10 protein-coding genes are annotated in these 8544 nt (G+C 60.3%); 4 read left to right on the forward strand and 6 right to left on the reverse strand.

Annotation, left to right across the window (positions count from 1 at the left end):
• From ACE04F_RS15455 to ACE04F_RS15475, 5 genes are all read right to left on the reverse strand, one after another.
• Nucleotides 1–675, reverse strand: a 675-nt coding sequence (locus ACE04F_RS15455; protein WP_486107970.1) for a LacI family DNA-binding transcriptional regulator, incomplete at its 3' end; no start/stop codon positions are given.
• Nucleotides 676–678: 3 nt separating this feature from the next.
• A complete protein-coding gene (locus tag ACE04F_RS15460; protein ID WP_305495674.1) occupies nt 679–1656 on the reverse strand; it encodes an ABC transporter permease in 978 nt (325 codons plus the stop codon).
• Nucleotides 1653–3206 (reverse strand): sugar ABC transporter ATP-binding protein, encoded by a 1554-nt coding sequence (locus tag ACE04F_RS15465; protein WP_486107972.1) that lies wholly within the window; start codon nt 3204–3206, stop codon nt 1653–1655. The genes ACE04F_RS15460 and ACE04F_RS15465 overlap by 4 nt, the downstream gene beginning before the upstream one ends.
• 55 nt (nt 3207–3261) lie before the next feature.
• Nucleotides 3262–4221 carry a sugar ABC transporter substrate-binding protein gene (locus ACE04F_RS15470; protein WP_434569083.1) on the reverse strand — a complete coding sequence of 320 codons (960 nt, stop codon included), beginning with the start codon at nt 4219–4221 and terminating at the stop codon, nt 3262–3264.
• A gap of 132 nt (nt 4222–4353) precedes the next feature.
• Nucleotides 4354–4800, reverse strand: a complete 447-nt coding sequence (locus tag ACE04F_RS15475) for a hypothetical protein (protein ID WP_486107974.1) — start codon at nt 4798–4800, stop codon at nt 4354–4356.
• Nucleotides 4801–5126: 326 nt separating this feature from the next.
• Between ACE04F_RS15475 and ACE04F_RS15480 the strand changes: the two genes are divergently transcribed.
• The 3 genes from ACE04F_RS15480 to ACE04F_RS15490 all read left to right on the forward strand — a co-directional run bounded on the left by ACE04F_RS15480 (nt 5127) and on the right by ACE04F_RS15490 (nt 7368).
• Nucleotides 5127–6215, forward strand: a complete 1089-nt coding sequence (locus tag ACE04F_RS15480; RefSeq protein WP_486107976.1) for an asparaginase — start codon at nt 5127–5129, stop codon at nt 6213–6215.
• Between the two features lie 158 nt (nt 6216–6373).
• Entirely contained in the window at nt 6374–6673 is a 300-nt protein-coding gene (locus tag ACE04F_RS15485) for a DUF1654 domain-containing protein (protein WP_486107978.1), read from the forward strand.
• A gap of 5 nt (nt 6674–6678) precedes the next feature.
• Nucleotides 6679–7368, forward strand: coding sequence for an endonuclease (locus tag ACE04F_RS15490; protein WP_305495680.1), 690 nt, complete (start codon nt 6679–6681; stop codon nt 7366–7368).
• Nucleotides 7369–7437: 69 nt separating this feature from the next.
• Here ACE04F_RS15490 and ACE04F_RS15495 read toward each other — a convergent pair whose 3' ends face one another.
• Nucleotides 7438–7803: an SPOR domain-containing protein gene (locus ACE04F_RS15495; protein ID WP_486107981.1), complete on the reverse strand. Its 366-nt coding sequence runs from the start codon at nt 7801–7803 to the stop codon at nt 7438–7440.
• A gap of 247 nt (nt 7804–8050) precedes the next feature.
• On the opposite strand from ACE04F_RS15495, the gene csrA reads away from it, so the two are divergent.
• Entirely contained in the window at nt 8051–8245 is a 195-nt protein-coding gene (csrA, locus tag ACE04F_RS15500; protein ID WP_003179932.1) for a carbon storage regulator CsrA, read from the forward strand.
• Nucleotides 8246–8544 lie beyond the last annotated feature (299 nt).

Below are 8544 nucleotides of genomic sequence, written 5' to 3' on the forward strand. Positions count from 1 at the left end.
AAAGCCGCCGGTACTGGTGAAATCACTTTCGAGCATGCGCTCGACGGGCAATTCGATCCCCGCCTCTTTCAGCGCACGGCAGTAACCCGCCAGGCGCATCTGCGCCACACTGGTGTCCGCCGGCCCACCGATAAAGGCAATGTCGCGGTGCCCCAGCTCCAGCAGGTGCCGGGTCGCCAGGTAAGCGCCATATTCGTGGTCGATACGCACCAGGTCGGCGTCCACCCCATCGAGCCCGCGGTCGACGATCACCATGGGCGTGCGCACGTTGGCCAAGCCCTCGGCCAGGCCGACATCACCGCCGGCCGACGCCACGATCAGGCCATCGATGCGTTTTTCCAGCAGCACCCGCAGGTAACTGCGCTGCTTGTCCGGGTTGTCGTCGGAATTGCACAGGATCACGCAATAGCCATTGCGCTCGCAGTAATCCTCGATCCCACGAGCCAGCTCGGCGAAATACGGGTTGAGACTGTTGGGCACCAGCAGGCCGATGGTCGCCGTGGTCTTGGCCTTGAGCGAACGCGCCACCGCGCTGGGCACGTAGTCCAACCGCTCGATGGCCGCCTCGACTTTGCGTCGCACCTCGTCACTGACTGGCCGCGTCTTGTTCACGACGTGAGACACCGTCGTGTAGGAGATCCCCGCGAGCGCCGCCACATCCTTGATCGTTGCCATGCTTCAAGCCCGCCGACTGGCGCGCTGGCTGCGGTACGTATCGAGCACCACCGCCACCACGATCACCGCGCCGGTAATGATCCTTTTGGTCGGCTCGGTCGCGCCGATCTGGGCCAGGCCCGCCGCCAGCACTGAAATGATCAATACGCCGAAGAAGGTACTGATGACCGAGCCGCGCCCGCCCATCAGGCTCGTACCGCCGATGACCACCGCGGCGATGACTTGCAGCTCAAGCCCTGAACCGGCGTTGGGATCCGCCGCCTCCAGGCGCGAAATCTGGAACAGCGCGGCGACACCGGCCAGCAGCCCCATCAGGCTGAATACGAGGATCTTGTAGGGCTTGGGATTGATGCCGGCCAGGCGCACGGCCTCTTCGTTGGTGCCGATGCCGATCAGGTAGCGCCCGAACACGGTACGGGTCAGCACGGCCTGGGCAATGAAAATCACCAGCAAGGCAATGATGAACGAAGGGGAAATACCGAAGGCGATCGGATTGGACAGCCAGGCGAAGGAGTCGCCGATATAGGCGGTCCGCGAGCCGGTCATCTGGTACGCCAGGCCACGAGCCATTTCCAGCACGCCCAGCGAGACGATGAACGACGGGATGCGCCACGCCACGGTAATCGAACCGGTCACCGTCCCGGCCAGCGCCGCCACGGCCATGCCGAGCAAAGCCGACGGCCAGACGCTCCAGCCCCAGCCGAGCACTGCGACGCTGACCGTCGAAGCGGCCAACGCCAGCACCGAGCCCACCGACAGGTCGATGCCGCCGATGATCAGGATGAAGGTCATGCCGACCGCCAGCACCATCAAATCCGGAATCTGGTTGGCGAGGGTGCTGAAGGTGTCATAGGAAAGGAAATGGCTGCTCAGGACCGAGAACAGCGCGACCATGGCCAGCAAGGCGCCGGCCAGGCCCAGGTAGGTGCCAAGGCCATAAAAATTGCCATTCGATTTGCCGACGGCAGGTGCGGTTTTCATGAGAGTTCCCTAGGCGCTGCTTCGTTGAGCAACGCATCACGTTTCTGGTAGCCGGCGAACGCGGCGGCAAGCAAGTCATCCTGGGTCCAGCTGTCGCGCTCGAAGGTATCGATCAGGCGCCCGGCGGACAGTACGCCGATCCGGTCGCAGATCAGCATCAGTTCCCGCAGGTCGCTGGACACCACGACCAGCGCCTTGCCCTGGCGAGTCAACTCACCGAGCAGCGCATAAATGTCGAATTTGGCGCCAACGTCGATGCCCCGGGTCGGCTCGTCGAACAGCAATACCGAGCAATCGCGCTCGAGCCAGCGGCCGATCACGACCTTCTGCTGGTTACCGCCGGACAGCTCCGACACCAGCTGCGTCGGGCTGGAGCTGCGGATGCGCATGGCATCGATCTGCCGCTGCGCCAGCGAGAGTTCCTCGCTGCCGTTGACGAAACCGCCACTGGAAATCTCCGGCATGTTGCCCAAGGCAATATTGGCCGCGATGGATTGGGTCAGCAGCAAGCCTTCGCCCTTGCGATCCTCGGTAATCAAGGCGATGCCATGAGCCACCGCGTCGGACGGCGAGCGAATGCTCACCACCTGCGCCGGTGAACCCAGCGCCACCGTGCCGCTGTCGGCCGCATCGGCGCCGAAGATCAGCCGCAGCAGCTCGGTGCGCCCTGCCCCGATCAGGCCGGAAATACCGAAGATTTCCCCGCTGCGAACTTCAAAGGACACATCGCGAACCTTGTCGGAACGGCTCAGGCCCTTGACCGTCAGGGCCGGTGCGCCGATCTGGCGCGCGCCCAGGTCGATGTGCTCGCCCAGCTCGCGACCGACCATCAGCGTCACCAGTTGGTCGCTGTTGTAGTTGGCCATCGGCTCGACGCAGACCAGGTTGCCGTCGCGCAGGACCGCAATGCGCTGGGCCACCCGCGCCAGCTCTTCGAGGCGATGGGAAATGTAGATGATCGACACGCCGCGGGCTTGCAGACGGGTGATCTGTTCGAACAGCATCTCGACTTCACGGGCCGTCAGCATGGCGGTCGGTTCGTCGAGGATCAGCACATGGCAATCGCCGATCAGGTTGCGGGCGATCTCGACCATCTGTTGGTGACCGATCCCTAGCTCACCGACCAACGTGTCGGGATCGATGGCATCCAGCCCCACCTGGGCCATGGCCTCGACTGCCGCCTTGCGCAATTGCTTGCGGCTGATCCAGCCAGCGTGGCTGGGCAGGTTGTCGAGGAACAGGTTTTCAGCCACGGAAAGGGTCGGCAGCAGGTTGAGCTCCTGCATCACCATGCGCACGCCCAGCGATTCAGCCTGGGTCCGGCTGCCGGGACGGTAATCCTGCCCCTGGAATTGCATCTGCCCGGTCGTCGGCGTGACCAGCCCGCCGATGATCTTGGACAAGGTACTTTTGCCGGCGCCATTTTCGCCGGTCAGCGCCAGCACTTCACCGCGCATCAACGTCAGGTTGATGTCGCTCAGTACTGGCTGCGCATAGGTCTTGCCGATACCGCTGACACAAAGGACAGCGTTCGGATCACGAACGGACATAACAAACTCTCCAATGCGCCCGCCCGGACGGGCGAGCGCCGTTGTGTCGCCAGGGTTACGGCTTGGTCACCAGCTCGACCGGAGTTTCGATGACGCCGTTGGTGCCGCTGTCGACTTTTTCGCCCTTGAGCATCTTCAACGCGGTTTCGATGCCGAACACCGCCTGCCTGGCAGCGAACTGGTCGGCTGTCGCCAGGACGCGACCGTCCTTGAGCATCGGCTTGATGGCGTTGATGTTGTCGTAGCCGACCACTTGCACCTTGCCCGCCTTGCCAGCGGCACGAACGGCCGAGACCGCACCGACCGCCATGCTGTCGTTGCCAGCCAGCAATGCTTTGATGTTCGGGTATTCGCTGAGCATCGACGCGGCAACCTGGTTGCCCTTGTTGATTTCCCAGTCACCGGATTGCAGGGAGACGACCTTGATCTGCGCCGCTTCCATCGCATCCTTGAAGCCTGCGGTGCGCGCCTGGGCGTTGGTGGTGGTCGACACGCCTTCGATGATGCCGACCTCGTCCCCGGCCTTGAGCTGCTTGGCCAGGTATTCACCCACCAGACGGGCGCCCTTGCGGTTGTCCGGGCCTACGAACGGCACGTTGATGTTCTTGCTCTTGACCACGGCCGGATCGAGCTGGTTATCGATGTTGATCACAGTGATGCCGGCATCCACGGCTTTCTTGATCACCGGCACCATGGCCTTGGAATCGGCCGGCGCGATGATCAGCGCATCGACCTTTGACACGATCATCTGCTCGACGATGCGAATCTGGTTGGCGGTGTCAGTTTCATCCTTGATCCCGTTGGAGATCAGGTCGAACTCGGCGGAGTGTTCCTTCTGATAAGCCTTGGCGCCATCTTCCATGGTCAGGAAGAATTCGTTGGCCAGGGATTTCATGACCAGGGCGACCTTGGGTTTTTCGGTGGTCTGGGCGAGCGCCGAGGAGAATGGCAGCGCTGCGGATGCGGCCGCGAGCATGGCGACGGCGAGAAGGCGTCCAGCGAATGGCAGCTTCATGGGTTCACTCCGATTTTATGATTATTGTGAGCAAAATCGTCGCACGACAACCGCGCAAACGTTTGCGTGGAATGAACTATGGTAAAGCATCAGGATTTTGTCAACGTTGCGGTTTCATCCGCAACGTCAACGTCATGCGGTGGTATTCACCAGCGTCCCCGAACTGGAGTCCTTGGCCAACTCCTTGATCAGGTGGCCGGTGACTTGCTGCAGCGCACCGGTGGTATCGGCGATTTGCCCTTGGATAGCCATGATAGCGGTAGTTTTGGCTTCGGGCGTTGAATAGGCACGCGTCTGGGCAGCGGCAAGTTGCTGCTGTTGCTCGCGCAGCTGCTGCTGAAGTTCTTGCATGCGCTTGAGCAGCGTTTGCATAGCGATACTTTGCGTACTGCCACTTTTCCCGGTCTTGCCCTCGGCTTCGGTTGCCAGGTTTGCCCGAACGGTGCCAGTTTCCTGCGTTTCTCCAAGCGCCTCGTCAGCCGCGTCGGCGGTCGCCTCGCTCAAGGCATTCAGCGTGGAGATGGATTTACCGCCAATGGTAATGGCTGCGGCATTGGGAAAGCCGATAGAAAAGGACATGCCTCGCTCCTTGAATGAATTCCTACAAAGGCATCGTCCGTCGGAGCTTTTTCTTTAGCGCTTCAGACCTCTCTTTCAGCCATTTCCGTTTCGGGTAACCGAACAGTAAACACTCGCAACATTCGGAAACCCGTCCTCGACCTGCTTGCCCGGCCCCCTCACTCAATACACATCGTTATGGATATCAACGTCTTAGGCCCTGATCGGCGGCGCCGACCGGGCTGGTACGGATCATGCTCCTCCAGCTCTGTTCCCGGCATTCAGGTCTGCCGGAACATCTAGATGAATCCTCATGACTAGATTCCTCATGACTAGAGAGAAAAATAATGACATCTGCTTTCAAGACTCTTGTTCCGGGCGCCTTGGCCCTTCTGCTCCTGCTGCCCGGCGCAGTCCAGGCAAAAGAAACCCAAACTGAGCAAAAGCTCGCCAACGTCGTCATCCTCGCCACCGGCGGCACCATCGCCGGCGCGGGCGCCAGCTCGGCCAACAGCGCCACTTACCAGGCGGCGAAGGTGGGCATCGAACAGCTGATCGCCGGCGTGCCCGAGCTCAGCCGACTGGCCAATGTGCGTGGCGAACAGGTCATGCAAATCGCCTCGGAAAGCATCACCAACGACAATCTGCTGCAGCTCGGCCGGCGCGTCGCCGAGCTTGCCGACAGCAATGACGTCGACGGCATTGTCATCACCCATGGCACCGACACGCTGGAAGAAACCGCGTACTTCCTCAACCTGGTGGAAAAGACCGAAAAACCGATCATCGTCGTCGGCTCGATGCGTCCCGGCACCGCGATGTCGGCCGATGGCATGCTCAATCTGTATAACGCCGTGGCCGTGGCCAGCAGCAAGGAGGCACGGGGCAAGGGCGTGCTGGTGACCATGAACGATGAAATCCAGTCAGGTCGCGATGTCAGCAAGATGATCAACATCAAGACCGAAGCCTTCAAGAGCCCATGGGGTCCGCTGGGCATGGTAGTGGAAGGAAAATCCTACTGGTTCCGCCTGCCGGCCAAGCGTCACACCCTGGACTCGGAATTCGACATCAAGACCATCAAGAGCCTGCCGGACGTGGAAATTGCCTACTCCTACGGCAACGTCAGCGACACGGCTTACAAGGCCCTCGCCCAGTCCGGCGCCAAGGCGATCATTCATGCCGGCACCGGCAACGGTTCAGTATCGTCGCGCGTCGTGCCTTCGTTGCAGGCCTTGCGCAAGGAAGGCGTGCAGATCATTCGTTCGTCTCACGCCAACGCCGGCGGCTTCGTGCTGCGCAACGCCGAACAGCCTGACGATAAATACGACTGGGTCGTGGCCCACGACCTGAATCCGCAGAAGGCCCGCATCCTGGCCATGGTCGCCCTGACCAAGACTCAGGACAGCAAGGAATTGCAGCGGATGTTCTGGGAATACTGAAGCCTGCGCCCGCCGTTTCCGGTCGGGCTCTGCGCCACCCGCTTCCTACAAGCCGGTGGCGCTTCGCCTACACAGCTCGCTAAAAAGCTTATTTCTCCTACACCAAAGTAGGAAAAGTGTTGTCAGACGATTTCCTTGAATTTTAAGCAGTTGCGTAATTGCCTACGGTTAAATACTGTATGCGCGTACAGCTTAATAAGGATAATCCTGTGGCAACGCCTCTCGCTGCAACTACTCCCTTGGATTCCTACGCACGGCTCGGCCTGCGCGTCTCGAAAATCATCAATTCGCCCACCGCGCAACAGGCCAAGGCCGCGCTGATCTTCCGTCTGCCCGATGAGCCGATCGACGAGTGGGAACGCCTGCTCGAAGAAATCGATGAGAACGACAACGTCACCCTCGCCTATCGCGACGATGGCGGTGTGCAGGTTTTCTGGGTTGTGCCGAAGGAAGATTGAGCCCGATGATTGTTCGCTGTTTAGCTTTATTGCTCGTCTTCGTTGCCACGGGTACGCAGGCTGGTGCGCCGCGCACCTTCAACGAAGCCAAGAAAGTCGCCTGGAAACTCTATGCGCCGCAATCCACCGAGTTCTACTGCGGCTGCAAATACACCGGCAATCGGGTGAACCTCGCGGCCTGCGGTTATGTACCGCGCAAGAATGCCAATCGCGCCGCCCGGATCGAGTGGGAGCATATTGTCCCGGCCTGGCAGATCGGCCATCAGCGCCAGTGCTGGCAACAGGGCGGGCGCAAGCAGTGCACCCGCTACGACCCGGTCTATCAACGGGCCGAGGCGGATCTGCATAACCTGGTGCCGAGCATTGGCGAGGTGAATGGTGATCGCAGCAACTTCAGCTTCGGCTGGTTGCCGGTGCAGAAAGGTCAGTACGGCTCATGCCTGACCCAGGTGGACTTCAAGGCCAAGAAGGTCATGCCGCGTCCTTCCATTCGAGGGATGATCGCCAGGACCTATTTCTACATGAGCAAACAATACGGCTTGCGCCTCTCCAAACAGGATCGGCGTCTTTATGAAGCCTGGGACAAGACCTATCCGGTGCAAGCCTGGGAACGCCAGCGCAACCAGAGCGTGGCGTGCGTCATGGGTCGCGGGAACGAATTCGTCGGCCCGGTGGATCTGAAGGCCTGCGGCTGACCTGGCATTCGTTGACAGCACAAAACAATGTGGGAGCAAGCTCGCTCCCACAGGTTCTGTATTGATCGATTATTGAGCCGGCGGGAAGTCCACCACCAAGGCCTCGATGTTGCGTTTCTTCGCCCTGACCAGGGCAGCGGTGATCTGCTCCTGCTTCGCTTCGGCTTCAGCCTTGGAGCTTAACGGCCCTACCAGGACGCGGTCCTTGCCATTTTCCCTGACGACGGTGGACATGAAGCTGTGCTCGATCAGCCATCCGGTCAGATCGCTGACGGCCTGGGGCGTCTGGCCTCGAACCTCGACGGCCCACTGCGGTGCGGCAGCGGCGGCCGTTGTGGAGCTCGCCACGGGCTTGGACTTCGGCGCCTCGACGTCACGTCCTTCACCACATCCCGCCAGCGCCAATACCACCATTACCCAAGCCAATTTACGCACAACGATTCCCCCGAAAGACATGAGGCGGGAATTTTAGCACTCACTGTCGCCAAAAACGCCGCAAACGGAGCTCAAAACACGAGAAACCTCTCCGGCGTCTCTGTATAGTCGCACCCTGGGAATTAATGCAGCATCTGCACGTCAGAAAGAGGCACCCACATTGTGACACTTAGCACTAATCTATAAGCAGTACCGACATCTGCACTGTCTGAATCAGGTGCCCTATAAAGCAATCAAGGAGAACACCATGCTGATACTCACCCGCAAAGTCGGTGAAAGCATAAACATTGGTGACGACATCACGATCACCATTCTGGGCGTAAGCGGCCAACAAGTCCGGATCGGCATCAACGCCCCGAAAAACGTTGCGGTGCACCGCGAAGAGATCTATCAGCGTATCCAGGCCGGCCTGACAGCTCCCGACAAGCCACAAACCCCCTGAGCACTGCCGCAATCCGCAGCCAGCCCGTCTGCAGCAGCGCAGTGGCTGGCTAAAGATCCAGGCCGACAGAAACCCATCCTGCCCTTCCCCGCCTCTGACGTTCCGTTAAAACCGATACTAATGGCATGTCTCACAGCATGGCTGTCAGACGTTTCGTTTTAATGGCGACGAAGCAGGCGTTCGTGACCGGTTTGACAGGGGGACTGCTGTCAGCGCGAAGGTCGAAGCGACCTATTCCAGCGTGGCAATGCAAAAATAACTGTGGGAGCGAGCCTGCTCGCGAATGCGGTATATCAGTC

It is taken from the genome of Pseudomonas sp. AGC41, from assembly GCF_057334555.1.